The sequence below is a fragment of the Paenibacillus sp. 2003 genome (assembly GCF_031455635.1).
Classification (GTDB): domain Bacteria; phylum Bacillota; class Bacilli; order Paenibacillales; family Paenibacillaceae; genus Paenibacillus; species Paenibacillus amylolyticus_B.
In genome coordinates, this window is record NZ_JAVDTB010000001.1 from 867,255 (window position 1) to 891,598 (window position 24,344).

General features: G+C 47.0%; 25 protein-coding genes. 20 read left to right on the forward strand and 5 right to left on the reverse strand.

What is annotated here, in order from left to right:
- The first annotated feature begins 170 nt into the window (after positions 1 to 170).
- From pduL to J2X75_RS04090, 10 genes are all read left to right on the forward strand, one after another.
- Complete coding sequence (pduL, locus tag J2X75_RS04045; RefSeq protein ID WP_017689107.1) at positions 171 to 743, forward strand: phosphate propanoyltransferase; 573 nt, start codon at positions 171 to 173, stop codon at positions 741 to 743.
- Positions 744 to 1,054: 311 nt separating this feature from the next.
- Positions 1,055 to 2,611 (forward strand): tRNA (N6-isopentenyl adenosine(37)-C2)-methylthiotransferase MiaB, encoded by a 1,557-nt coding sequence (miaB, locus tag J2X75_RS04050; RefSeq protein ID WP_310334433.1) that lies wholly within the window; start codon positions 1,055 to 1,057, stop codon positions 2,609 to 2,611.
- 304 nt (positions 2,612 to 2,915) lie between these two features.
- Positions 2,916 to 3,329 carry a YlbF/YmcA family competence regulator gene (locus J2X75_RS04055; protein WP_272907590.1) on the forward strand — a complete coding sequence of 138 codons (414 nt, stop codon included), beginning with the start codon at positions 2,916 to 2,918 and terminating at the stop codon, positions 3,327 to 3,329.
- A gap of 217 nt (positions 3,330 to 3,546) precedes the next feature.
- On the forward strand, positions 3,547 to 3,951 hold the full coding sequence (locus J2X75_RS04060) for a PaaI family thioesterase (RefSeq protein WP_036609249.1): 405 nt from the start codon (positions 3,547 to 3,549) through the stop codon (positions 3,949 to 3,951).
- Between the two features lie 78 nt (positions 3,952 to 4,029).
- Positions 4,030 to 4,833 (forward strand): NUDIX hydrolase, encoded by an 804-nt coding sequence (locus tag J2X75_RS04065; protein ID WP_062833857.1) that lies wholly within the window; start codon positions 4,030 to 4,032, stop codon positions 4,831 to 4,833.
- Between the two features lie 67 nt (positions 4,834 to 4,900).
- Complete coding sequence (locus J2X75_RS04070; RefSeq protein ID WP_091017228.1) at positions 4,901 to 5,458, forward strand: cysteine hydrolase family protein; 558 nt, start codon at positions 4,901 to 4,903, stop codon at positions 5,456 to 5,458.
- Between the two features lie 199 nt (positions 5,459 to 5,657).
- Complete coding sequence (locus J2X75_RS04075) at positions 5,658 to 7,112, forward strand: nicotinate phosphoribosyltransferase (protein WP_091017227.1); 1,455 nt, start codon at positions 5,658 to 5,660, stop codon at positions 7,110 to 7,112.
- A gap of 427 nt (positions 7,113 to 7,539) precedes the next feature.
- The gene (locus J2X75_RS04080; protein WP_310334438.1) at positions 7,540 to 8,193 is read left to right on the forward strand and encodes a hypothetical protein; all 654 of its coding nucleotides are present in this window, start codon (positions 7,540 to 7,542) and stop codon (positions 8,191 to 8,193) included.
- Between the two features lie 111 nt (positions 8,194 to 8,304).
- Positions 8,305 to 9,324 carry an oxidoreductase gene (locus J2X75_RS04085; protein WP_310334439.1) on the forward strand — a complete coding sequence of 340 codons (1,020 nt, stop codon included), beginning with the start codon at positions 8,305 to 8,307 and terminating at the stop codon, positions 9,322 to 9,324.
- 74 nt (positions 9,325 to 9,398) lie between these two features.
- Positions 9,399 to 9,953, forward strand: coding sequence for a hypothetical protein (locus J2X75_RS04090; RefSeq protein ID WP_105598228.1), 555 nt, complete (start codon positions 9,399 to 9,401; stop codon positions 9,951 to 9,953).
- 68 nt (positions 9,954 to 10,021) lie between these two features.
- On the opposite strand, the gene J2X75_RS04095 is transcribed toward J2X75_RS04090, so the two are convergent.
- The gene (locus J2X75_RS04095) at positions 10,022 to 10,540 is read right to left on the reverse strand and encodes a MogA/MoaB family molybdenum cofactor biosynthesis protein (protein ID WP_091017221.1); all 519 of its coding nucleotides are present in this window, start codon (positions 10,538 to 10,540) and stop codon (positions 10,022 to 10,024) included.
- A gap of 171 nt (positions 10,541 to 10,711) precedes the next feature.
- Here J2X75_RS04095 and J2X75_RS04100 point away from each other — a divergent pair, with 171 nt between their 5' ends.
- From J2X75_RS04100 to J2X75_RS04135, 8 genes are all read left to right on the forward strand, one after another.
- Entirely contained in the window at positions 10,712 to 11,824 is a 1,113-nt protein-coding gene (locus J2X75_RS04100) for a CobW family GTP-binding protein (RefSeq protein WP_310334441.1), read from the forward strand.
- Between the two features lie 73 nt (positions 11,825 to 11,897).
- A complete protein-coding gene (locus J2X75_RS04105) occupies positions 11,898 to 12,233 on the forward strand; it encodes a four-helix bundle copper-binding protein (RefSeq protein WP_036609230.1) in 336 nt (111 codons plus the stop codon).
- A 122-nt stretch (positions 12,234 to 12,355) separates the two neighbouring features.
- Positions 12,356 to 12,490, forward strand: a complete 135-nt coding sequence (locus J2X75_RS04110) for a hypothetical protein (RefSeq protein WP_256704105.1) — start codon at positions 12,356 to 12,358, stop codon at positions 12,488 to 12,490.
- 278 nt (positions 12,491 to 12,768) lie between these two features.
- Complete coding sequence (gene argS / locus J2X75_RS04115; protein WP_310334446.1) at positions 12,769 to 14,499, forward strand: arginine--tRNA ligase; 1,731 nt, start codon at positions 12,769 to 12,771, stop codon at positions 14,497 to 14,499.
- Positions 14,500 to 14,504: 5 nt separating this feature from the next.
- A complete protein-coding gene (locus tag J2X75_RS04120) occupies positions 14,505 to 15,560 on the forward strand; it encodes an ATP-binding cassette domain-containing protein (RefSeq protein ID WP_310334448.1) in 1,056 nt (351 codons plus the stop codon).
- The gene (locus J2X75_RS04125; RefSeq protein ID WP_310334450.1) at positions 15,557 to 16,267 is read left to right on the forward strand and encodes a hypothetical protein; all 711 of its coding nucleotides are present in this window, start codon (positions 15,557 to 15,559) and stop codon (positions 16,265 to 16,267) included. The genes J2X75_RS04120 and J2X75_RS04125 overlap by 4 nt, the downstream gene beginning before the upstream one ends.
- Positions 16,268 to 16,365: 98 nt before the next feature.
- Entirely contained in the window at positions 16,366 to 16,911 is a 546-nt protein-coding gene (locus tag J2X75_RS04130) for a hypothetical protein (protein ID WP_053061520.1), read from the forward strand.
- The gene (locus tag J2X75_RS04135; RefSeq protein WP_310334454.1) at positions 16,908 to 17,534 is read left to right on the forward strand and encodes a YdcF family protein; all 627 of its coding nucleotides are present in this window, start codon (positions 16,908 to 16,910) and stop codon (positions 17,532 to 17,534) included. Before J2X75_RS04130 ends, J2X75_RS04135 begins: the two co-directional genes overlap by 4 nt.
- A 181-nt stretch (positions 17,535 to 17,715) precedes the next feature.
- Here J2X75_RS04135 and J2X75_RS04140 read toward each other — a convergent pair whose 3' ends face one another.
- Complete coding sequence (locus tag J2X75_RS04140) at positions 17,716 to 19,806, reverse strand: ABC transporter ATP-binding protein (RefSeq protein WP_310334456.1); 2,091 nt, start codon at positions 19,804 to 19,806, stop codon at positions 17,716 to 17,718.
- 12 nt (positions 19,807 to 19,818) lie between these two features.
- Positions 19,819 to 21,564 (reverse strand): ABC transporter ATP-binding protein, encoded by a 1,746-nt coding sequence (locus J2X75_RS04145; protein WP_310334457.1) that lies wholly within the window; start codon positions 21,562 to 21,564, stop codon positions 19,819 to 19,821.
- Positions 21,565 to 22,049: 485 nt separating this feature from the next.
- Here J2X75_RS04145 and J2X75_RS04150 point away from each other — a divergent pair, with 485 nt between their 5' ends.
- Entirely contained in the window at positions 22,050 to 22,346 is a 297-nt protein-coding gene (locus tag J2X75_RS04150) for a HesB/YadR/YfhF family protein (protein ID WP_017689086.1), read from the forward strand.
- A gap of 74 nt (positions 22,347 to 22,420) precedes the next feature.
- Positions 22,421 to 22,870: an NUDIX domain-containing protein gene (locus tag J2X75_RS04155; RefSeq protein ID WP_310334459.1), complete on the forward strand. Its 450-nt coding sequence runs from the start codon at positions 22,421 to 22,423 to the stop codon at positions 22,868 to 22,870.
- 98 nt (positions 22,871 to 22,968) lie between these two features.
- Here J2X75_RS04155 and J2X75_RS04160 read toward each other — a convergent pair whose 3' ends face one another.
- Both J2X75_RS04160 and J2X75_RS04165 read right to left on the reverse strand, forming a co-directional pair.
- On the reverse strand, positions 22,969 to 23,481 hold the full coding sequence (locus tag J2X75_RS04160; RefSeq protein ID WP_036609214.1) for a hypothetical protein: 513 nt from the start codon (positions 23,479 to 23,481) through the stop codon (positions 22,969 to 22,971).
- A gap of 416 nt (positions 23,482 to 23,897) precedes the next feature.
- Positions 23,898 to 24,341, reverse strand: a complete 444-nt coding sequence (locus tag J2X75_RS04165; protein ID WP_036609212.1) for a DUF441 domain-containing protein — start codon at positions 24,339 to 24,341, stop codon at positions 23,898 to 23,900.
- Positions 24,342 to 24,344 lie beyond the last annotated feature (3 nt).

Genomic DNA, 24,344 nt, shown 5'->3' on the forward strand with positions numbered 1-24,344 from the left:
GTTGAATTGAAACTAGTTTTCCAAATAAAGGACGGGAATGATGGTGAAATAAGTGTATTTCATGAATTTTCACCAGTTCGTTTTCATTTCACTCCAAAAAGGGGTATAATACCATTGGATTGTTAAGAGCCTGAGTACAGGCCATAGATAAACAAGGAGTGAAATTTACAATGAGTAAAACAGTACCTGTGGGCGTATCTGCCCGTCACATTCATGTATCCCAAGAACACGTTGAAATTTTGTTTGGCAAAGGTTATGAACTGACTGAATTTAAACCTCTGTCCCAACCTGGCCAATACGCTGCTAACGAGACAGTAGCGGTAATTGGTTCGAAAGGACAGTTTGATAAAGTGCGTATCCTTGGACCTGTTCGCCCTGAAACGCAACTGGAGATCTCCATGACAGATTCATTTGCGATTGGTGTTAAAGCACCTGTACGTGAATCTGGAAGCATTGAAGGTACACCAGGAATCACAATTAAAGGTCCTGCTGGCGAAGTTACGATTGATAAAGGTGTTATCGTTGCTGCTCGTCACATTCACTTCCATACTTCTGATGCTGCTAAATGGGGTATCGAGGACAAACAAATGCTGAAAGTTCGCCTGGGCGGAGATCGCGGTCTTGTACTGGAAAATGTACTGGCTCGTGTATCCGATTCTTTCGCACTGGACATGCATATTGATACAGATGAAGCTAACGCTGCTGGCGCTCGTAATGGCGACACTGCTGAAATCATCGATTAATTACATGTAATAGCTTTAGCCGCCAATTGGGGCGGTCTGAATAACATATAAACCTGAGCACAGCCACAGGGGCCGGTTAATTCCAGCCCTGATGGCAAGGCTCAGGTTTTTGTATTTTCTGAGTGTTCTTCTGAACATGGCATGTTACGGATTAGACGAAGGGACATGCGCTTTGGATGTGGAACTACAGCCCAATTCATGCTATAATTTGCTGTAATGCTCTTTTAGTGTTCCAAGCAAGAAATTCACCTGGAACAGGGATGAATGAACGATTTTTTATTAATAGAGGCTGTAAGGAGTGACCGAAGGAAATGGCTAAAGACTCAAAAAAGGATTACTCCCAATATTTTGATTTCTCCGATGCCAAAGTAATTTCGCAAGATGAATTCAGCAAAAAGATAAGAATCCGGGGCCGTGAGATTAACATCAAATCGGAACCCAATCATCGTCAGGAGAAACAGCGGGGCAAGGAAGACGTCCAGGTGCTTTACGAAAATGCCGTTCCCGATGAACTGAAAAACATAGGGAAAGGCAAACATTATATTGTATATACGTATGGATGTCAGATGAACGAGCATGACTCGGAAACCATCAAAGGACTGCTTGAGTCTATGGGATATCAGGCTACAGAGAATCGCAAAGAAGCTGATATTATTCTGCTCAATACGTGTGCCATACGGGAAAATGCGGAAGATAAAGTATTTGGTGAGCTTGGTCACCTGAAAACGCTAAAACTCGAACGTCCGGGATTGTTACTTGGCGTATGCGGGTGTATGTCCCAAGAAGAAGGCGTCGTCAACCGAATCATGCAGAAGCATGGCTTTGTGGATATGATCTTTGGTACACATAATGTGCATCGACTGCCACATCTAATCCAGGAAGCACTGTTCAGCAAAGAAATGGTTGTTGAGGTGTGGTCCAAGGAAGGCGACATTATTGAGAACCTGCCGAAGAAACGTGAGGGTATGCGCGGCTGGGTGAACATTATGTATGGCTGCGACAAGTTCTGTACATATTGCATCGTTCCGTTCACGCGGGGCAAAGAACGCAGCCGTCGTCCTGAAGATGTCATTGCCGAAGTTAGGGATTTGGCACGACAAGGCTTTAAGGAGATCACGCTGCTTGGTCAAAATGTGAATGCGTACGGCAAGGACTTCACCGACCTGAACTACAGCTTTGGTGACTTAATGGATGCCATTCGCCAAATTGATATTCCGCGAGTACGGTTTACAACCAGTCACCCACGTGACTTCGATGATCGCTTGATTGAAGTGCTGGCCAAGGGCGGAAATTTGGTGGAGCACATTCATCTTCCGGTGCAATCTGGCAGTTCAGAAGTACTCAAACGTATGAGCCGCAAGTATAGCCGGGAACACTATCTGAAGCTGGCTGACAAAATTAAAAAGGCCATCCCGGATGTTGTGTTGACAACGGATATTATTGTTGGTTTTCCGGGGGAAACGGAAGAACAGTTTGAAGATACACTTTCCCTTGTCCGTGAAGTAGGGTATGATTTTGCCTATACCTTTATTTATTCCCCACGGGAAGGTACACCGGCTGCGGTGATGGAAGACAACGTACCGATGGAAGTGAAGAAGGAACGTTTGAAGCGCTTGAACGAAACGATCAACGAATACAGCCATCGAAGCAATGAAGAGCAACGCGGCAAAATCGTTGAAGTACTCGTTGAAGGCGAGAGCAAACGGAATTCTGAAGTTCTGGCAGGACGTACGCGCAGCAACAAGCTGGTGCATTTTGAAGGACCTAAAGATTTGATCGGTACTTTCGTACAAGTGGAAATCACCGATCCGATGACTTTTTATATTCGGGGCAACCTGCTCTCCGAGCCGGTAGCTGCCAATCAGTAATACACACAACAATAAGATGAGAATTTTGGGGTTCAATATCAGGTTCGGACATTTGCGCAAGTAGCGGAGGGGACGGAATCGGTCTGTAGAAGCGAAGCGTTCGCCTTTGTCTCCGGAGTTTAACCTTGAACAGTTGTAATCAGAAAAATCCGGAGACAACAGCGATCAAAAGAACGATCCGTACCTGCAGCGGTCATGGAGCAGACGTTTGAACTCATTTGAGCCCAGGTTCTCATCTTATATCATCTCATAGAATGGAGCGATTTCAGTGGCGCAGGAAGAAGTGCAGTACAACCATTATGGAATGCCAACCTACGATACGCGCAATCTGGTCATACGCGACGACATTATGGGAAAAGCCAAAGAATTGGCTGATATGCTCGGAACGAGTGAGGAAGTTAGACAGTTTCAACAGGCTGAAACCAAAATTCGTGATCATGAGCGCATCCAGCAGTTGATTGCAACGATCAAGAAAAAACAAAAAGAGATTGTTGCTTTTGAAAGCTTCAAAAATGTAGAGATGGTCAGCAAAATTGAACAGGAAATTGACGATCTGCAAAGCGAACTGGACAGTATTCCATTGGTTACGGAATTCCAGCAGAGCCAGAGCGACATCAACTACTTGCTTCAACTCGTGATCTCTGTAATCCGGGATACGGTTTCTGAAAAAGTAAACGTGGAGGCTGGAACGGATTCACCTCCGACCAGTTGCGGTTAAATGACGGAAGGGTGCGGACGCTGTCCGCGCCTTTTTTGACATTACATAACCGTTAACAAGTTAACGTGGAGTGGCTATCGCCAAGTACTCGGAATATAATTCCAAGCAAAGCTCCACGCTGTGGGGTTATTTTGTGTGGCCTAGCTGATTTTTAATGATAAAGGCACATGACATCAAGAGAGCTTGATACGTACAGTAAATAAAGGAGAAATGAATAATGAGTATTTTGGACAAAATGGTGGAAGACGGAGACGGACGATTCTGGGGATTTCTCGGCTGTCGTTATATTAAAGGAGACGGCAAAGAAGTACAGATCGCGTTGACAGCAGGCGAACATCATACCAACTCCATGGGGATTATTCATGGGGGTGTATTAACTTCACTGATGGATCAGGCGATGGGTATGGTAGCAACAGCAGCAATGGAAGTGGACGGCTGTGTGACAACGAATCTGAACGTACATTTTCTCGCACCAATGAAACAAGGGGAGTTAACGGTGACAGCTACGGTACTGCATCAAGCAGGACGCAGTGTGACGACTCAATCGGAGGTTCGTGATGCATCGGGCACGTTGGGATGTATGGCTACGGCGACATTCCGCATAGCACGCCCTAGAACGTAACGCACGAATCCTGCGGTTGACAAAATATATTATTATGTCATAATGAAATTATCAAAATGAAAATAGTCGGTGGTGCCCATGAGCGAAAACTACGAACACTTCAATGCAGAGAGCGACGAACAAGCAGCACGTGCCTATAGTTCCAAAAAATATCGTACCCCCGATGGTGTTCCTGCGGATATCGTTATGTTCACCTTGACCAAGCGGGAGCGCAAGACGGTGACGAAGACACTTCCCATTCGGGAACTGAAAGTGATGCTAATCAAGCGCAAAGGCTGGCCTTTTGCAGGAAGATGGGCATTACCCGGTGGATTTTGTCAGGAGAATGAATCCATCTACGGTGCAGCTAAGCGTGAGCTGATGGAAGAGACAGGTGTAGATGGTGGACATCTGGAGTACTTGAATGTATACAGTCAGCCGGGTCGTGACCCGAGGGGCTGGATTATCTCTCACGCATTTTTCGCGCTTGTGGAAGAATGGATGTTGGATCAACGTCAAGCAGCAGATGATGCTGAGGATGTTGGATTGTTCACCATTCAGGAGGCGCTGCAAGAACTGGAACTGGCCTTTGATCACAGAACAATCATCGAAGATGCTTATCGACGTATTCAACAGCAGATGCTGGAAACGACGATTGCTCGTCAGTTCCTGCCACGTGATTTTACATTAAGTGAATTATATCAGGTTATTCAAAGTGTTGTACCGGATTTTGAAGAACCAAACTTCATTCGCAAGATTACGTCTACCCGCAGCCGTAAAGGCATTGTGGAAGAAGTACGGGATGAAGAGGGGAACCTGGTGAGTTCCAACCAGTACTCGCAGCGTCCGGCGCAGCTATATCGTTTTACAGAACTCGTACCACGACTTTCCATCTATACGTAATAAGGTGTAGGTGCGTCAATTGGATTGAATCAGAATCAACCATTTCTGGGATAAGGGAGTGTTGACGATGAAAGCACTGATTGTCATTGATTTTACGAAGGATTTTGTGACAGGTTCTTTGCCTGTAGGTCAGCCGGCAGTAGAGATCGAAGAGACGATTGCAGCTGTAACCGAGGCCTATTGTAAGAACAAGCATGAGGTAATCATGGCTGTGGATCTGCACGAAGAAAATGATCCGTACCACCCGGAGACTGTACTTTTCCCACCTCATAACATCAGAAATACGGAGGGAAGACAGTTATATGGACGTCTTGCCCAAGTGATGGAAGAACGAAAAACCGATATTCGGTGGATGGATAAGACGAGATATAGTGCATTCTGTGGGACCGATCTGGAACTCAGACTGCGTGCACGTGGTATTACGGATATTGCACTGATTGGGGTATGTACGGATATTTGTATATTGCATACTGCAGTGGATGCTTACAATAAAGGTTTTCATATTACGGTATATGAAGATGCTGTTGCCAGCTTTAATCCGGCAGGACATGAATGGGCGCTAGGACATTTTCGTTCCAGCCTGGGTGCTTCGGTGGTTAAGGCGAGTGAGACAGTCCTTGCGTAATTTAATCGATAATCCTGTTGGGTTGACCTCCCTGTTAGGAACCGGATGAATGTGGTGAATGGTGTATAGAGTTTTGTTACGGGAGACTTGTTTGTTTAATACGGATGAACAGAATCATGAAGAATAAGTCTCCATATGTTAACCCGTGTCCACAGATGAAACCTGGGGGCACGAGCGGAAGTCAGAGAGGATGAGACAAATGCAGACAACTAGCCTGGCTTTACATACGGATAAATATCAGATCAATATGATGTACGCCCATTGGGTGAATGGTACTCACAAGCGGAAGGCGGTATTTGAAGCCTATTTCCGTAAGCTTCCTTTTGGCAACGGATATGCGGTATTTGCCGGATTAGAACGGATTGTGAACTACATCAGCCAGCTTCGGTTTACGATGGACGACATCAAATTTTTATCCAAACAAGAGGAAAATTACGATCCGGTCTTTCTGGAAGAGTTGCTCCAGTTTTCATTTCAGGGGACGATTCATTCCATGAAGGAGGGCGCAATTGTTTTCCCTGACGAACCGCTCATTCGGGTAGAAGGCTCCATTATGGAGACACAATTGGTGGAGACGGCGATACTTAACTTCATGAATTATCAGACGTTGATTGCAACCAAGGCTTCGCGGATCAAACAGGTGGCACAACAGGATACGTTGCTCGAATTCGGTACACGGCGTGCACAGGAAGCGGATGCTGCCATCTGGGGCGCACGAGCTTCGTATGTAGCAGGCTTCCATGCAACGTCCAACATGCTGGCCGGAGAGCGCTTCGGAATCCCAACAGCAGGTACACACGCCCATTCCTGGGTACAGAGCTTTATGAGTGAACAGGAGGCGTTTGACGTGTATGCCAAAGTGTTGCCTGATCAGGTTACATTATTGGTTGATACCTTTGACACGTTGAACAGTGGAGTACCTCACGCCATCAAGACAGCCAAGAAGTTGGAGAGCCAAGGCAAAAAGATGAACGCGATTCGTCTGGACAGCGGTGACCTTGCGTACTTGTCGATTCAGGCACGTCAGATGCTGGATGAGGCTGGGCTGGATTATGTGAAAATTGTAGCATCCAATGATTTGGATGAAAATACGATTTTCAACCTGAAGGCTCAAGGAGCACGGATAGATACATGGGGTGTTGGTACACAGTTGATTACGGCTTCTGACCAGCCATCTTTGGGTGGAGTGTACAAATTGGTGGAGCGTGAAGTGGACGGTGCCATGCTGCCTACGATCAAAATATCTGCCAATCCTGAAAAGGTGTCCACTCCAGGTAAAAAGGAAGTGTTCCGGATCATTGATCCGAAACATGGCAAAGCGATTGCAGATTATATCTGCTATCCAGATGAAGAGCAGCCGCTACAGGGCGGACCGCTCAAGCTGTTCAACCCGCTACACCCTTACCTGAAAAAGACGGTTACCCGCTACGAAGCGGTTAATATGCTGGAGCCAATCTTTGTGAATGGACGTAAAGTGTATGAACTGCCTAATCTGGATGAGATTCGGGCGTACCACCGGGAACAGATGAACCTCTTCTGGCCGGAATACCAACGGAAACTCAACCCGGAGATCTACCGTGTGAACATCAGCCCTGCGGCATGGAATATGAAGCAGAAGCTCATTGCGGAACATGTGAAATCCACAGAGGAATGATCTACACATAAGAATTACAAAGAGGCATAACCAGTGGGGATACTGGCTTATGCCTTTTTGATGCCTATAAAATGTATACGTTCTTAGCGGAGTTGAACGATTCAATGATCGCAAGCAAAATTTCCCGCTATACGCGTTCTGTCTTCTGTGAAAGTACGTCGATAGTTGATAGACTTTATTCTTATATGATCCCGATGAGATGGACCAGTGATGTAAGAAATCTCATGGACAGACTGCCCAGGTAGCAGGCTATACTGGAATTTGTCTTGTTCAGTTCGAGAGGTTGTTCAAAAATAGACTTTTGAACATGTATTTACAGGGGGAACAGCAGTCATTATTTCTCGGGAAAGCGCAGGAGACGCCAAATTCTGCAACTATTGATTCAATCCCGCAGCTGCAGGGGATGAAAGTAAGAGGAGGTGCAGACATGAGATGGATACTAGGACTGGTCTGGATCGCTTTTATTGCCTATGCATTGTTGTTGGCACCGGGGCAGTCACCTGGAAGTGATCCGATTTTCAAAGAACTGATTACAATGCAAAGCAAAGAACCTTGGGTACTTACGGTATTTTCGTGGTTAGGTATTTTCCCGGCAGTTTATACTTGTATGCTGTTAAGAACATCTGTGAAAGAACGAGGTGGCCGTGTACCGGCTTGGCCTTTTGTTATACTTTCTTTCGGACTTGGTGCTTTTGCGCTGCTTCCCTATTATGCATGGTCGTCATCCGCAAATAGAGCTTCGGGTTACACAAGCTTGCATTTTGGTCGTCAGCGGGAGTCGGTAATTGGACGGGTAGCAGCCCACAAGTTGACGCATGTAGTCCTTCTGCTGTTGACGCTGGGTACGGCATTCTATGCCGTGACGCAAGGTCATCCGGATGTATATATGGACGCGTTCAAGCAATCTGCCTTTGTACATATCATGACGATTGATTTTGTACTGCTGACCTTGCTTTCCGTGATTGCGATATACAGGGATGCCAGAGGCAGTCGACGTTCACCAGCTTGGGCCGCGGCAGGCATCATCCCTATTGTGGGTCCGCTAATCTATCTGTTGACGCTCAGGAGAGACAGAGCTTGATCATCAACATCTGAAGAATCCAGAAGTAAAAGGTAGCCGTTAAGCCTGAATACGAACAATTCATGTGCTTAATGGAAAAATATATAAAATCCAAAGAAGGAGTGGCTATCGATGAAAAACCATTTTAACGCATATGTTGTCCGTAAAGAAGAACAGGGAGGAGTGAAAGCTGCTATAGAGCAACTGAAGAAGGAAGATCTGCCAAATGGAGATGTAACGGTACAGGTGCAATATTCCAGTGTCAATTATAAAGACGGACTCGCGACTCTTGAAAAGGGTGGTGTCGTTCGTGAGTACCCGATGGTACCGGGAATTGATCTGGCTGGAACGGTAGAGGAGTCGGTCAGTGGACGTTTTGCACCAGGAGATCGGGTGATCAGTACAGGATTTGAATCTGGCGTATCCCATTACGGAGGGTACAGCGAGTATGCGCGTCTGCGCAGTGAATGGCTGGTGCCTCTGCCACCGGGTCTCAGTGAGAAAGAAGCCATGGCAATTGGAACCGCAGGATTTACGGCTGCACTTTCGGTAGATGCGCTGTTACAGGCTGGAGTGACACCGGCGATGGGCAAGGTTCTGGTTACGGGTGCAACGGGTGGCGTTGGCAGTATGGCGGTTGCCATTCTGGCGAAACTTGGCTTCCAAGTAACAGCCAGCACAGGCAAGAAGGAGCAGGAGGAGTCATTGCTCCGAAACTTGGGCGCCTCAGAGGTTATTACTCGTGAAGAAGCTGATGCTCCAGCTAAAGGAGCCATGGGGAAACAGCTATGGGCGGGTGTTGTTGATCCAACAGGAGGACCGGCTCTCGCGGAGCGATTGAAACAGATTCAATATGGAGGTGCAGTAGCGGTATCCGGGTTGACCGGAGGTACAGCTTTTGAATCTACGGTACTTCCGTTTATTCTGCGTGGTATCCAGCTTATTGGTATAGACTCTGTATATTGTCCGATGGAACGTCGGGAACGATTGTGGAAACTGCTCGGCGGAGAATGGAAACCGGAGCGCGCGCTGGAACTGGGAATCCGCGAAATTTCTCTGGACCAGTTGCCTCATACGCTTGAGACGATACTCCAAGGTGGTGCGGTAGGTCGGACTGTGGTCAATACAATATCAGATCTGCCATCCGCATAAGTTTCCAAGTCCTAAGACATGCTAATTCTACCTGATTGGGTCACAGTACATGTGACTGGAAAGGAAGGATTGGCATGTGTTTTGATAGAAAAGGACGAAGTCTGGTTCGAAGAACAATGAAGTCGATACTTGTAAGTGGTGTGTTGATCACAAGTGTCTGGTCCCTGGTGGCTTGTTCGGCATCATCCATTGAGCAGGAGCGGAAGGTCTACACCCGTGAAGCGACAGATGAAGGAAATATGCGGGCACAGAGTCAGGGACACGGATTAAACGGTGAATTGGTGAGTGAGATCAGTAAGAGTTTTGAAGCAAAAGGCATTCAGCTGATGAATAATATGTCTGCCGATGACGGGCATGGTGGGATCTCTTATATGTATTTGTTGAATGGAAGTGGCAGACACATCGTGAAAGTCCATATTTTCAGTGATGCAGCTACCCGGGCTGCGAGCATGAAACAAATGTATAGTGAGAATCGTGATGAGGCTGTCTTGGAGAATGCGCTTGGCCGGACAACGATTCGCAGCAAAGGATACGTCTCACTTGTTTATACAGCTTCGGGTGGGGAAAAGGACAAGTATGAACAGGATGTTATGCAGGTGTTCCAACATGTGCTGGGGCAAATAAGGTAAGTTGAGCGAGATCCCCTTCGTACTTTATTATACAGCTGAAAATAAACCCGAAAAACCCGTCTGATCTCTCAGACGGGTTTATATATTTCACGCATCACATGCCGCAGCTCGGGCAAAATGAGTTTTTCCATGGCCAATTTGACAGCTCCTTTGGAGCCCGGCATGGAGAAGACGGCTGTGCGTCCAATTGTTCCAGCGACGGCTCTGCTCAGGATGGCAGCGGAACCGATATCTTCGGTGTAACTGAGAAAACGGAAGATCTCACCAAAGCCCGGAAGTTCCTTGTCGAGTAGCGAGGATACCGCTTCGTAGGTTGTATCTCGGGGTGCAATTCCTGTTCCCCCGCTGAGCAGCACGGCTTCGATATCATCACGAACAGCTGCATCTTGCAGGATGCTTCGAATGTTCTCCGTTTCATCTGGAGTGATGATGTATTCAACAATCTGATAACCCGCTTCACTCAGAAGCTGGTGCATGAGCTGGCCACTGGTATCGGTGTCTTTGGTGCGTGTGTCCGACACTGTAACTATCATGCACGATACCGTGGTCGGAGCTTCCTGGCGATGTTGTTCCACTGAATTAGTCATGAAACTTCCTCCTTCAATCAACATGTCCTCATAGCATAGACCATCCGTTAGCATCAGGCAATGTACTGGGGAAGAATTGAACATGATTGCATAACGAATGCGGGATGGTGTACACTCGCTAGATATAGATAGACTAGGTTACAAGAAGGACAATCAGAGAGGTGTATACGCATGAATGAAACAATTTTAAAAGAACAATCCATACCTGTATATATACTTTCAGGTTTTTTGGGAAGTGGAAAAACAACACTGCTTGTTCAGTTGATCGAACATTGGCAACAGCAGGGTTTGCGTCCCGCAGTGGTTATGAATGAGTTAGGCGAAGTCAATCTGGATGGTCAGATTGTGGATTCCACCGTTCCGATGACCGAGATGTTAGGTGGATGCATCTGTTGTACCGTACGTGGTGACTTGGGATTGCAGCTTGCTGATCTCGTTCAAGAAGAATCACCGGATGTGATCATCATTGAAGCCACCGGTGCCGCGAACCCAATGGAGATTCTGGATGCAGTTACAGAGACCTCACTTTACATGCGATTGGAACTGAAAAGTCTCATTACCGTTGTGGATGCAGCGCATCTATCAGGTCTGTATCAGGAGCAGAAGGGGCAGACCTTCAAACTGATGCAGGAGCAGATTCGTTGTGCGTCTGTGCTTCTTTTGAATAAAACGGATCGGGTGAGTGCACAGGAACTGCAAGATTTGGAACAGCTTTTGGCAAAATGGAATGGCTTCGCACCTGTAATTCCTACGGTCAAGTGTGAGGTGGAGATGGATCTGTTGCTTCGCAGCGGGGCAGACGTGCATATACGTGATTCAGCTTCTGAAGCAGGTAAGCCGGCTCACCAAGAGCATCATGTGCATACGGAAACCTGTGGTACAGATGGATGCAGTCATGGACATGAACATACACATCATACAGTCCAAGGCGATGCTACGAATACTGCCTCATCCCATAGTCATGACCACGGTCACGAGCATTCCGCTCCTCATGCATCACACGAACATGTCATGGTATATACGCATTATTTCAGTCATCCGGTGAATAGCGAAGCGTTTGAACAGTTTGTATCTGCTTTGCCCCGGGATGTCTATCGAGCCAAAGGCATTTTATCGTTTAGTGACACGGCGAGCCGTTTCTGGTTCCAGTATGCCTACCGTGAATCGGACTATATGAAGATCACACCTCAGGGAGATGTCCCTAATGTTGCAGTGTTTATAGGTGAACATTTTGACCAAACTGTCATTCGTGACCAATTACTGGAATTGGAAGCGATAAAGTAGGTTAGATGATTCAATGTTCCTCCGAACTGGGTATTAAGATGCATAGCAAACTTTGCCTGGGAGGTAACTTTAAATGACACAACAACAATATCAACAATGTATCGATGCTTGCCTGGAGTGCATGAATGCTTGCAACGTATGTTACATATCGAGTCTGAAAGAATATGATCTGGCGATGCTGCGTGATTGCATTCGTTTGAATCGGGAATGTGCGGAGATCTGCAGTTTTGCTGCACAAGCGATGACACGTGGAAGTGATTTCATTGCTGAAATATGCGAATTGTGTGTGAAAGCTTGTGAAGCTTGCGCCGCAGAGTGTGGCAAACACCACCATGATCACTGCCAAGCATGTGCAGAGGCTTGCCGCAGATGTGCAGAAGCTTGCCGGTTGATGGCAGCAGTAGCGTAAATATTATTTCACTGGAATATTTAATTAAAAACGATAATGACCTTGGTCCCCTAAGGGAAGGCAGTGAACACAGGCATCTGAGACGATGTGCCTATGTATTGCCTTTCAGTAGGGGATTTTTAATGCAGGTTGCCAAGTCTGATCGTGGTATGTATAATGATGGCAATGAATTGAAACGAAGAATATCAATGATCGGGAGAGTAGCCAGATCCATACATGACAGCGAGCCGGGAGAGGTGGAAGCCGGTATGACATGACCTGAGTGAACCGCACCCGTGAGATGATTATCCGAAAAGATGTACGTATCCCGATTGGGGATAGGCCATATCTGTCTGAGGGTAACCCGGCTTGCGACCGTTATACGCATCGAGCGGAACGGATTCTATTGGTATGTATGTTGATGCATATTAAGAGTAGCTGTTCACCTAGAGTGGTACCGCGGGAACTGTTAAGTCAGCTCTCGTCTCTTATTTAGAGACGAGAGCTTTTTTGTGTTTATTTTCACCCAATAATGAATGGATAAGGAGTGTTTGATATGTTGATGAAGCAGGCTGCGGCCGATATTGCCCCTTTAACGGGATTGAATGAAAAAGAGGTTATGAGATTACTGGAAGTCCCACCACAGGCGGAGATGGGTGATGCAGCCTTCCCTTGTTTTGCATTGGCGAAGTCATTAAAGAAAGCACCGGCAGTCATTGCGACCGAGCTCGCAACGGGATTGCAGGCATCTGGAATTGAAGCTACGCCCGCCGGACCGTATGTAAATATCCGTTTCAATCGGGAGAAGCTCGCGCCGAATCTGCTGAAAGAACTAGGGGATGCCGCATTCGGTAAGCTTCAGCTTGGTCAGGGTTCGCGTGTTGTGATTGACATGTCTTCCCCTAACATCGCGAAACCCTTCGGTATTGGACATTTGCGTTCTACTGTAATCGGTGCAGCGCTGTATCGGTTGTATAACGAAGCCGGTTATACCTCCGTAAGTGTGAATCATCTGGGAGACTGGGGAACCCAGTTTGGCAAGCAGATCGCAGCATATAAACGGTGGGGCAATGATGAAGCGTTGCAGGCAGACCCGATCCGTACGTCTCTGGAGCTGTATGTGCGCTTCCACGATGAGGCGGAGAACGATCCTTCACTGGAAATTGAGGCACGCGAGTGGTTCCGCAAGCTGGAGCAAGGGGATGAAGAAGCACAGCGGTTATGGGCGTTCTTTGTGGAAGTAAGCATGAAGGAATTCAACCGGATGTATGAACGTCTGAATGTACAGTTCGACCATACGCTGGGGGAGAGCTTTTACAATGACAAGATGGCCCCGGTGGTTGAAGAACTCAAGGCGAAAGGTTTACTTGAAGAGAGTGATGGAGCACTCGTGGTACGTCTTGAGGACGAGAACATGCCCCCGTGCCTGATTATCAAAAAAGATGGAACAACCATCTATCCTACCCGGGATCTAGCCACAGCGGTGTATCGTCATGAGGTGATGAAGGCAGATCGGTTGTTATACGTGGTTGGAGGCGAGCAGAAGCTACATTTCCGGCAGGTATTTGCGGTCCTATCCCGTATGGGGCATGAATGGTCTGCGAAGTGTGAACATATCCCGTTTGGATTAATGCGTTTTGAGGGACGGAAAATGTCTACACGCCGCGGTAAAGTTGTCTTCTTGCAGGAAGTGTTGGATGAGGCAGTCGCTCGTGCCTTGCAGATTATTCAGGAGAAAAACCCGGATCTGGAGAACCCTCAGAAGGTGGCCGAGGCTGTTGGTGTCGGTGCCATTATCTTCGGTGATCTGCGTAATAATCGGCTTAACGATGTGGACTTCTCATTGGAGGATGCAGTGAGTTTTGAAGGGGAGACCGGACCTTATGTGCAATATACCCATGCCCGGATTCAAAGTGTACTTGCCAAGGCAGAAGAGGCGATCCATGTGGAACATGAAAACCCTCTGCCTAACCCCAGCCTTGCGGAAGGTGAGAATGACACAGTAACCACTCCATCCCTTATCGGAGATACCGCATGGGCGTTGCTGAAACTGCTGGGTGAATATCCCGAGTATCTGGAAAAAGCAATTCATCGGAATGAGCCTTCGGTCATTGCCAAATATACAATAGATGTCGCTCAAGCGTTCAACCGCTTCTATCACGCTGAACGGATTGCGGATGCGCCATCTGATGTAAGATTCTTCCGGGTGGCATTGGCCAAACGGACTGCCGAACGCCTCGCGTACAGTTTACATTTGCTAGGTGTGCAAGCTCCGGAACGGATGTGATCCCAGTGATATGGAGTGCACGTGGTCTTTTCAAGAAGTCCGATCAAGCTAGACCAGACTCATCAGGTCGAGTTATATTGCTTCAACAAGTGAGCAAACGATTAGGTCATGCTCAGGTACTGAATCAAATTAATCTGGAAGTGAAACAGGGCGAATGCGCTGTGCTTGTGGGCAGAAACGGTTCTGGCAAAAGCACGTTGCTACGTATATTGGCGGGTAGTTTGTTACCTGATACAGGATCGATTCATTGCACATTAAAGGGTTCTGCAAAGTATGCAGTAGATGGCCTGCCACGTGTACCATTTACATCTGGAGAGTACTTGTGGGAGATGGGACGGATTCGGGGCATTCGCCCCGAATTACTGCGTGAGCGGATAAGAGAACTTAGTGAACTTTTATATCTGGATACCGCGATCGATCAGAAGTTACCCCTATTGTCCAAGGGCACATTGCAAAAAGTAAATTTGATTCAGGCCCTGTTACCTGGACCGGGTGGTCTTTTGTTGCTGGATGAACCGTTGTCAGGCTTGGATATTCCAGCTCAAGAGGCAGTTGTATCCTTACTGGGACAATGGAAGGTTGAGGGGACATCCATCGTTACAGCTTGTCATGAACCGTTGCTTATTGAACGTTTGGCAGACCAAGTGGTTGTGTTGCAGAAAGGTCGTGTACTCCGCTACTGGAGTCGCAAGGATTTATTACAAGCTGGCGAACCAGTTGTACATATTCAAAGTCTGATGGAAACTGAAGAGAATTTGGCTAACGATCCATCCATTTTAAAACAACCTGGAGTGCTGTCTTTAGTTCGTAATACAAGTTCGGAAAAATCAAATTCACGGATGTGGGATTGGAAAGTAGTTCAACAATCAACAGATGATGTCCTCAGAATGATTTTGGCATCCGGAGGTTCGATTGTGTCTGTACAACAGGAGGAAAGTCAATTACATATGGAAAGTCTGCTGGAAGGACAACATCCAGCTGTACATGCGAGTCGTGGAGGTGTCACAGAATCTGTGGACTTAAGTTCTTCCATGGATGATGCGGGGGGAGAAGCCGAATGATCTATCTGACCCGATATTTGTTAAGGCATCACATTCGCTCACAGAAATATTTTGCACCGGTTATCTTTTATATCATCGCCATGCTGCTGATCTATTCCTACAAACCCAACCCTATTGCGGACAGTTACAGTGTTACGGCTATGCTGTTATTTCTGGCAGCTGCTTGGCTCGGAGTAATGGTGATGAATACCGAACCTGCAAAGCAGGTTCAATTACTCGTCCTACATGCAGGAAGCAGGCGTAAGGTAGTAACAAGTCAACTCATCTGTGCCTGGATAATGCAATTCCTGCTCACCGCAATCACTGTGCTGTATCCCGTGTTCGCGGGAATGTTCGAGAGACAACCCACAGGTGAGGAGTGGATGATTACTTGGTTAGGACATCTGGGGTTATCGTTGCTGGGATTGAGCATCAGTGTATTCTTTCAAAAATCGTACATTCCCTTGCTTAGTCGAAGTATGCCTGCCCTCATGATTATATTATTACTATCGTTTATCCAAGGTTCCTTAAGTGAACGTTTGCCTGAATCGTTAGAATGGCTTGGCCGCATTCTTCCGCCAGCCTTTTATCTGGTTCGTGAGATGATGTTATTTGATGAATCAAAGATGGACTCTTTTGTTTGGGTTACGCTATGGACTGTATTTTATGCATCGGTATTACTAATCATCCATGTGTGGCTGTCCGGAAGAAGAGATCTGCGGAGTTAGAAGACGCGCTCCCCGATAACTTGAATGTTGCTCTTGGTTTGGTTAGGATAGAGGGACATGGAATGGTTAACATTGTACGGTTGAAGGGGGCGCTCGCAATGCAAAATACAGATATCCAGAATGGTGACATGCTGGACAGCGAACACTCCAGGGAATTGTTTGCCTATTACGGATTGGCAGTGTACTACGGGCAGGCGCTTGAACAGCAGCTGGTCAATCTGATTTTATTAATGAAAATGTCTCAGGGCAAAGCCGTGTCTGAAGAGGATCTGGAAGATCTGTACGAACGAAAGATGAGCAGTTCACTGGGGCAGCTCATTCACGAAGTGCGCCATCATTTTACATTTTCAGAGGAAGAGACTCGCCAGTTGAATGAATTATGGCAGCAACGTAACCGTATCGTACATCATTATTTCAAGGAACGAATTCACGAGACATTCAGTCCGGAAGGACGATCACGCATGATTAAGGAATTGGAGGATTTCAAAGACCGTGCACAGGAGTTGGAGATCCGTCTTCAGCAATATACGGGTGCTTGGATTGCAGAGCTTGGTCTGGATGCCGAATCCGCAGCAGCTCTGCAAACGCTGGAGCGTATGCATACCGAGAGTATGCAAGCAAGGGCTTTGGAAGAGGATGAATGACAAGCAAACAGATAACGAAACGCTGGATATTAATGACGGCTCTGGCTGTAGTATTGGTTGGAATCCTGTGGACTGTGGTTACCGCAATACGCATATCAGCATATACGGATGAGGATTCATCCAGGATATCGGATGCAGCGATCATTCTGGGCGCAGCCGTGGCGGGGGATAACCCTTCACCTGTATTTCGCGAACGTATTGAACACGCGATTGAATTATACCGTCAGGGTACAGTTCGTAATCTGCTTTTCACAGGCGGGTCAGGTGATGATGGAGAACATACGGAAGCTGAAGTTGGTCAGAAGTATGCCATCGCACATGGAGTAGATCCTGCGGACATTCGCATAGAGACCAAATCCAGAATTACCGAGGAAAATCTAGTCAATTCAATTCCAATTGGTGAACAGGCCGGTTATCAAACCTATACGATTGTGAGTGATCCGTTACATATGAAACGGGCCATGAAGCTGGCTGCCGGACTGGGTATGGATGCCGTACCATCTCCGACACGAACTACGGCGTATCGAACCTGGCGCAGCAAGTTTCCTTTTCTCGGAAGGGAGACTGTAATGTACATGGGATATACAATCAAAGGATGGATAGATAATCCGCAGCAGCCATGAGGCTGCATGTGGATTTTTTTTGTCTGGGCGAAATAAACATTATCGGAACATGCCTCCAGATGTAAGTACAAAAAACCGATCTACACCGCAAACCCTGAGGTAGCTGTGTAGATCGGTTTTTGTTTTGCCGTCGAGTACGTCAATTTGACTGGTTACTTAAAGAGCGTTCTGTTTTACTCTGTTATGCATTTCCTCCTGCAAAGGAGGCTGATGTTCGAACGGTCTCGCCTGACGGATTCTCGAGCGTTGCGACCGCTGCTGCTTGCGCACCTTGCTGAAGCTGATACATCTTATAATAGCGGCCTTTAAGCTCCATCAGTTCATCATGTGCACCTTGCTCAACGATACGCCCGCGATGCAAAACCAGAATCTGATCTGCTGAACGGATGGTGGAGAGACGGTGAGCAATAATGAAGGTGGTACGTCCTTTTTTGAGGACTTCGAGTGCGTTTTGAATTAAAGCTTCCGTTTCCGTATCGATATTGGCTGTCGCTTCATCCAGAATGAGGATGGCCGGATCAAACGCCAGTGCACGCGCGAAGGAGATCAATTGACGCTGTCCAGCGGATAATGTGCTTCCTTTTTCGATGACAGGTTCGTCAAAGCCTTGAGGCAAATGAGCCAGTATGCGTTCGGCTCCTACATCACGCAGCGCCTGTTCAATTCGTTCACGGGAGATCTTCTCATCGCCTAGACTGACGTTGGAAGCAATGGTGCCTGTGAACAGATACGGGTCCTGCAATACAATCCCCATATGCTCGCGAATCCACTGTTTAGGCAGATCTTTGACGTTCTGACCGTCAATCGTGATCTTGCCTTTTTGCGGATCATAGAACCGGAACAGCAGGTTGATGATGGAGCTTTTACCCGAACCGGTGTGACCGACCAGAGCGACCGTCTGACCTTGGGATGCTTTAAACGAGATATTATTGAGCACATAATCCTTTTTATAGGCAAAGGATACATCGTCGAAGACAACATTTCCCTTGTATCTTGGCATGGAGCCATCGGTTACGGGTTCTCCCTTTTCATCCATCAGCTCAAAGACGCGACCAGCAGATACGAGGGAGGAGTCCAGGTTGGCGAGCTGATTCACCATGCCGGTAATTGGCTGGAACAAGCGGCCCAGCACATCCACGAAGGCATACAGAACACCCAGGGAGATAATACTTGTGCCATCCAGCACACTGGAACCGAAGTACCACAGGACCACCGCAAAGGCGATATTCCGTAATACGTTAACCAGATTGTGTGAGGTGAAGGCATTCAGGTTCAGCATTTTGTTCTGGTGTTTCATATAGTCATCATTCAGATCTTCGAATTCCTGTTTGGTTTGTTTCTGATGGCGGAATACGCGGATAATGGACATCCCCTGAATGGACTCGTTAATGATTGCATTGATCTCACTCAGTCGTGATCGAATGATCGTGTTGTAGCGAGTGGCGAATTTGCGATAGAGCACAATCCAAGTAATGAGCATCGGCACAACGAATAATGAGATCAGACCCAGGCGAACATCAAGCAGGAAGAGTGCAACATACACACCTGTAATCGTGATGATTCCTGAGAAAAAGTTCGAAAGAACGGCAACGAACAGATCCTTGACGGCTTCTGTATCGTTCGTGACCCGTGATACAACTTTACCTGCGGGCAGGTTATCAAAAAAGTGCACCGGCAGTCGCTGAATATGGGCATACACATCGTTTCGCAGTCTTTGAATGACCTTATTGGCCGAGGATTGCAGCCAGAAAGTTTTACCAAACTCCATAATGACCGAGATCACGAGGAAGATCATGTAGTACACAATTAATTGATAGATGCTGGGCATCTCCGGTTTGTAAAAAGCAAACAGTTCACCAGCGGACAGGGGTGTTGCCGCATATTGGCCTGTCACTTCACCTGCGCGTGTAACCGTGAGGGTTCCATCCGCATATGTGCGGTCCCCGTCAGGTGCATTGACCGGTTCATTTACAAAATAAAAACTTTTGCCGGCTTGTAATACCCGCACTTCGTTACCTTTGTTTTCATCCGGTTCGAACAAGCCTTCGCGTTTGTAGTTCTTACCGTTGTAGACTGCGGCTTCATCTGAAGCTGTCGTCTCATAGAAAGGCTGCTCAATCGCGAGCAAGTGATTGTCGATCATGGATTTGGCGATGAACGGCCCGGCAAGCTCGGCCGCAACACCAATGGTAAGCATAATTAATGCAGCGATAAATGTTCCTTTGGCTTTCAAGGCGTAATCAAGCAGCCTTTTGCCTGTATTAGACTTCAATGCATTGACCTCCTACGTGGACAGATTGGACTCGACCTGTTGCCGTTCATACTGTTCACGGTACCAGCCGTTCATGGCTAACAGTTCCTGGTGAGTGCCTTCTTCCGTAATTTTCCCGTGCTCCAGTACGATGATTCGGTCAGCATGTTCAATAGCAGACAGGCGATGAGTCGAGATCAGCGTGGTTTTGCCCGAGCGTTTGTTGCGTATATTTTCAATAATTTTGGCTTCAGTACGTGCATCGACAGCAGATAAAGCATCATCAAGGATCAGAATATCAGGATTAGCAATAAAGGCACGTGCCAGCGATACCCGCTGTTTCTGTCCACCGGACAGAGAGATTCCTTTTTCACCAACAAGTGTATCCAGTCCATCGGACAAAGTCCCCAGATCCCCGTCAAAAGCGGCGGTACGAATGGCTTCCATAATGACTTCATCACTGGCCCCAGGTTTACCGAATTGAATGTTCTGACGAACTGATTTGGAGAACAGAACTTGTTCCTGTGGTACGTACCCAATCCAGCTGTGCAAGTCATCTTTGGCGATATCCTGAATCGGATGACCCGAGATGCTTAATGTGCCCGAACCGGCAGGGTATTCATGAAGCAGTTGTTTGAGCAAAGTAGACTTACCGCTACCCGTACGACCCACAACACCCAATGTTTGACCCCGTCGCAGCGAAAAGCTGATATGACTGAGATTGTTGACAGTGGAACTTGGGTAACGGAATGTAACATCCTGCATCGCAATTTCTTCCGGATTCGTAACGTGAGCAGGTTGCTCCACATCCTGTACGGCAGGTTCTACCGATAAAGTCTCGTTGACCCGATCAAGGGAAGCGCTACCGCGCTGCATCAGGTTAATCAATTCGCCGATGGCGAACATGGGCCAGATCATCATCCCCAGGTACATGTTAAATGATACGAGATCCCCCAGGGTAATTTCATTATGAAATACAAGATATATGCCGTAGGCAAGTGCAATCACATAACTGAGTCCAACGAAGAGTCGGATGGTGGGTTCGAACAGGGCATCCATTCTGGCAACAGCCAGGTTTTTGCGATACACATCTTCGGTCACGTCGGCGAACCGTTTCTCGTCCAGACGTTCCTGCACATAGGCACGTACGACACGAATACCGGCGATGGATTCCAGCACCTGGTCGTTCATGTCTCCGAATGCGTCCTGTGCCAGAGTGTAACGTTGATGTACTGCTTTACCATAGATCATCATGGCAATGGCGATAAAAGGTAAAGGCAGGATTGCCGCCAAGGTCAGTTTCCAGCTGACCAGAAAACCCATGGCGAACAATACGGTGGCCAGAAAGGCTGTAGAGTCTGTTAAGGTCAGCATGCCGAAGCCTGCTGTAGTGGCAATGGAACGAAGATCATTGGTGGCCCGAGCCATCAGATCTCCTGTTCTGTTTTTCTCAAAAAAGGGAGGAGTCATCCGTAACAAGTGGTCCATAAAGCGTGAACGAAGCAGCCGTTCCACCAGATTGGCACCACCGAACAGTTTGTGCATCCAAACGTATGTAACCAGATAGATTATGATGACCGTTCCTAGAATAAGCAAAATATAACGGGTAAGTGAGGTGCCGGTAATGGAACCGCGCACAATCTCGTCGATGGCATTGCCAAGAAGACGGGGAGGCAGCAGTTCGGCAATGCCCACCAAAATAAGCAAGATGACACCGGTCAGGTATCGTTTGCGTTCCAGCCGGAAGAACCAGGCCAGGTTTTTAAGTACAGAGAACAAGTGTTATCCCTTCCTTTCGATGTCCAAGAAATGCAGATTCCGTTCATGTATGCCGAAATGTACCCACAAAAAAAGACATACCGCACGCAGGCGGTATGTCTTCATATAATCATACGGCAGCATGGCTCAGAGAACAGAGCCGCCACCATATATAAGTTCGATTGTGAGTAAACATCACAGAGGTTCTAATGAAAGAACGCCTTGTCATGCCGACTTATGAACGGAATAATGATTTCGGGTGTGCTCCGGTATTTAGTTGTGTGCTGAATTGACCAATCATATGTTTGTTAAACACCGTAATCACCCTTTCTTTTTTGGAAATAAATACAATGTAGACCTCGTATGTTTGCATCTTAACACCGGCTTTTACAATCTGTCAAACATTTTTCACAACTTATTTTGTCTTTATGTGGTCACTCGGGTTTGTATTCAAGTCCCTGTCGAGATATGATGGAACATATATATACAGAAGGAGCTGACACCAAATGAGTACCATACATGTATCCGATCAAGCTGCTCGCTGGTACAAAGAAGAACTGAATTTGAACGAGGGAGACAGCATTCGATTTTTTGCCCGTTATAGCTCTGGCGGAGGTCTTCACCCTGGATTTTCGCTAGGTATTGCTGTGGAGAAACCAAGACATCCTGCGGATCAAACCGAAGTGTCGGGGATTCAATTTTTTATGGAAGATCATGATTATTGGTATCTGAAAGGGCACCAACTGCATGTGGATATCGTGGATGAAGGTCAGGATATCGAATATCGTTATACCGAAATCTAATCCTTGAAGTATTGCTAAGCAATAGATGGATTACAGGTCGCCACCGGCTTCCGAGTAGGAGGAGGGGATAAGCAGTGAATCTGCCAGCACGAGATTTGGCCCAGTATATCGCGAAACGCTCTCATATTGTTGTAAAGGCGGCTGTGCGGGCTGAGAACGAACAAGGTGAATTACTGCTGATTCAGCATGCTGAACACGGTCACTGGCGGTTGCCAGCAGGTGAGATGCGCCCGGGTGAGGCCATTGAAGATGCTGCACATCGGGAGTTATGGGAAGAGACAGGTTGGACTGCTGATACCATGACACTGGAAGGCCTCTATTCGGGGCCAGACCTTCGGTATCTGCATTCAAGCGGAGATGAAGAGTATTATGTCATTGCCCTGTTTCAGACAGTGATCGTTCAGGATGACCTTGTCGAGTCGCGTGTAAATAGTGATGCGGGTCTGAAGTTTTTTGCGCTGGAGTCGTTACCACCTCTGAATGAGATTAGCCGAATTCTGTTAGCGCGGGATATTGCAGAATAAAATAAGTGTTGACGCAAAAAATGACCTTGGCATCCACGATAAAGTGGGTGACAAGGTCATTTTTTTTGAATATCCGATTCACGTGCTCAGAGCATGAATTACACCTGATCCAGTGGTTCATCATCCATCGCAAAATCAAAATCATCAATATCAAATACCTGTACAGGTGATTCTGACTCAATGATGCGTGCGATCAGTTCAACCTGATCGGTGAGAATCGGTATACTCAGGCGCTGAGATGTCAGCAGCAGTTCTGTTTCAATGGGATCGAAATACTCCCCGTACTGTGCCGTATCTATTGCATTGATAATGGCAATGGATACTTGGTCACCAAATAAAATGGAGGGGCTTTTGGCCCATGGAACAAGTAACGCACGCTCTATTTTTTTCTTATTCAGCGGTTCCTCGAAATAAGAAATCATTTCATTGATTTTGGATTTCACATGCTGATCATCTGCCGGGTTATCCATCATGGGATCAGGACTGGTCTGGAATTCATATAGCTCAAGGATGGTGGTATAAGGAACAATATATTCAACAGGCGCGGGCGGCGCTAACAATTGACCGTAAATGGCCACCATCACGGCTTCTGTAATAAACTGACGTGACATGGTTCCTGAATCCTCCTGCGCCATTAATAGTTGCAAAGTGAATCTATATTTTCATGCAACAGCATAACCATAATAGTACGTGTTCAAATAGGACGGTTTTCAGTACCGAGAAGATGGGATGAAGCTAGAAATGGAATAGCGGAGCGTAGGGAAAACTACGTGAGCAACCAAAATGTTTCCTTCGGAAACATACTTCGTAAGCCTCCCGCTTATTTCGGCTGAATTCCATATTCGATGCTGATGATGCCTCTAGGCATCCTTCGTAATCAAAAGCGGACTTTTTGAACAACCTCTAATATGCATTATTCTGCTGTAGACTCGTGTACATAATTTGCATGAATAGAAGTATATCACACAACGGTGGGAAATACAGCCAATCTGCATAGCATGTCAGGTCACAACCTTCACAACTTGAATCAGGATTTGCCCAGTAGCAATGATAAAATTCCCGCCGCAATCAATGGACCCACAGGTACACCCTTGAACAGGGCAACCCCAAGTACCGTTCCGATTAACAGCCCTGCAACGACAGTTGGCTGTGTACCCATCAGCGTAGCGCCACGTCCTCCGAGATATGCCACCAGTAATCCTACGCCAATAGCGAGTAGTGATTTCCAGTGCAGGAAAGACTCGCCGATCGTCTGCAAACTCATCTTACCACTGGCAAGAGGTGCCATCACGCCAATGGTCAGAATAATAATGCCCAGTGTAAGTCCGTATTTTTCAAGCCATGGAAATGCCTGATTCAGGTTCAGGACTCGTAGCAACAACAGAAATACCATCGCTACAGTCACAGGTGTGTTGCTGCTGATAATCCCGAGAGCCGCAAATACGAGCAACAGCAGGGAAGTCATATCCATTGT